At 46.8% G+C, this 1,874-nt stretch carries 1 protein-coding gene and 1 pseudogene; one reads left to right on the forward strand and one right to left on the reverse strand.

From position 1 onward, the window contains the following. Position 1: 1 nt before the first annotated feature. Positions 2-884 (forward strand): annotated as a pseudogene (locus AXFE_RS17780) (IS1595 family transposase). A gap of 52 nt (positions 885-936) precedes the next feature. Here AXFE_RS17780 and AXFE_RS17785 read toward each other — a convergent pair. Further along, positions 937-1,596: an NADPH-dependent F420 reductase gene (locus AXFE_RS17785; RefSeq protein WP_052607226.1), complete on the reverse strand. Its 660-nt coding sequence runs from the start codon at positions 1,594-1,596 to the stop codon at positions 937-939. Positions 1,597-1,874: the final 278 nt, after the last annotated feature.

The following is a 1,874-nucleotide window of genomic DNA, read 5'->3' on the forward strand; positions in this document are numbered from 1 at the left end:
GATCAAATTGCGGTGGAAAGAGGGATTTAGATGCCCAAAGTGTGACTCTGACCAGTTTACCTTAATCAGGCCAAACCATCGAAGAAATGCAGCATCTCGAGCTCCACTTTTTCAATGTAAATCTTGTCACCGTCAAACTAGCGTTACCTCCGGAACCATCTTCCATCGAAGCCATATCTCTTTATCCAAGTGGTTCTCCGCTATCTATCTATTGTCCAACGACAAGCGTGGTCTTTCGGCTACTACCATTGCTAAATTCGTTCAAGTATCTTATTCGACTGGCTGGTTGATGCTAAATAAGCTACGAAAAGCAATGGCTGACCGAAATGGTTTATATAAACTTGGAGGAAACGTCCAGGTAGATGAGTTCTTTTTAGGTGGTGAGAGCCATGGCGAAGGCAGAAGAGGAAAGGGAACAAAACAAACCAATGTCCTAATTGGAGTGTCGATTAGCAATGGTGCTCCTACTCATTGCTTCATGGAAGTAATCAAAGATACCACTGCTAAATCATTCAAAGATGTTTTTGTGAGACGTTTAGATTCCGATACCAAGCTGATAAGTGATGGTAACCCAAGTTACGGGGTATGTGCTCGAGACCTTGGACTAGCGCATTCGATCACTCTATCCAAAGACGAACAAGCACATGTAACATTCAAATGGCTCAACATCCTGATAGGGAACTGCAAGAAATTTATCGACGGAACATACCACGGACGTGAGGAACATAAGCAACTTATGCCTCGAGGAATTCGCATACCGATTCAACGCAAGGCACTTTGAAATGTCCTTGGTAGAGCGACTTCTCAATACATGTGTGTTTGCGTCTCCCCATCCGCTACTCCGCGAATCTGACTCCAAAATGGCTCTTGCTTACGAAACTTGATAAGTATGCTTTTATAAGACGGCTCAGGCGAGCTTGGATAATAAAGAAAAAATTAGTTTCGGAAGTGTTCGGGACGCTCCCTGGGTGCCTGGGATAGCGCCTCGGTGACACCTTCGATTCCAAGGTCAGCGCCATAGACGGGAGTTCCTGGTTGTTGTCGCCACGATTCTGCTAATGGACCAGCATCTACAGCATCGAAGCCCAACTCATCAATGAGTCCTATGACCATCTTTTTAGCAGCTTGGTCGTCACCTGCAACTGGCAATGCTATGCGACCAGGTGTCCCCGCAGGGAGGTGGCGATCCAAGAGATGTTGTGAGTAGATCCCGTTAAATGCCTTGATCACGCTATGGCCAAGGTGGCGCTCGACCCAAACGCTTTCAGGTTCTCCATCTTCTATCTCGGCTATCAGCCCATCGCGCTCTTTTGGATAGTAGTTTCCAGTGTCAATCACCGCAACGGCTTTGGGTACGTTTTGAAAGAGTGTCGGTGGTAGGTCTGGAATCCGCTTCTGTGGGATCGTTACGATGATAAGTTCTGCATCTGAAACGGCCTCGCTGGGGCTGCAAGCTAGTGCTCCAGTTTCTCCGGCAAGCTGACTCAGCGTTTCAGGTCCACGAGAGTTTGCAACTTTTACTACATGGCCGAGGGCGCTTAGCCTTTTAGTAAGGTTGCCACCAATATTTCCTGCGCCGATGATGCCTATTCTCATTTGGTACTCCCTTTAAGTGCTTTCAGTATTTCCAGCGTTATTCACCTGGTCATTATTCCGAATCGATCTCGTAGTTGCATCTTCTCGGAGTGGTTGGTCTGTGTCGAATTGATCTCGCCGTTTTCTTTTGTTCGGTCAGGATCTAGGAAAAAGATAGATTTTCCCCTCTGGTTAGTCCTTGTGTGATAGCTGGTTTGGCTGTCGACCCGTTGATGGTTGTCTCGAGGTTGAAGGTCAGATTGCTCATCGACATTTTGGCGGCTTTGAGGTTAATATTT

The organism is Acidithrix ferrooxidans (assembly GCF_000949295.1).
Lineage (GTDB): Bacteria > Actinomycetota > Acidimicrobiia > Acidimicrobiales > Acidimicrobiaceae > Acidithrix > Acidithrix ferrooxidans.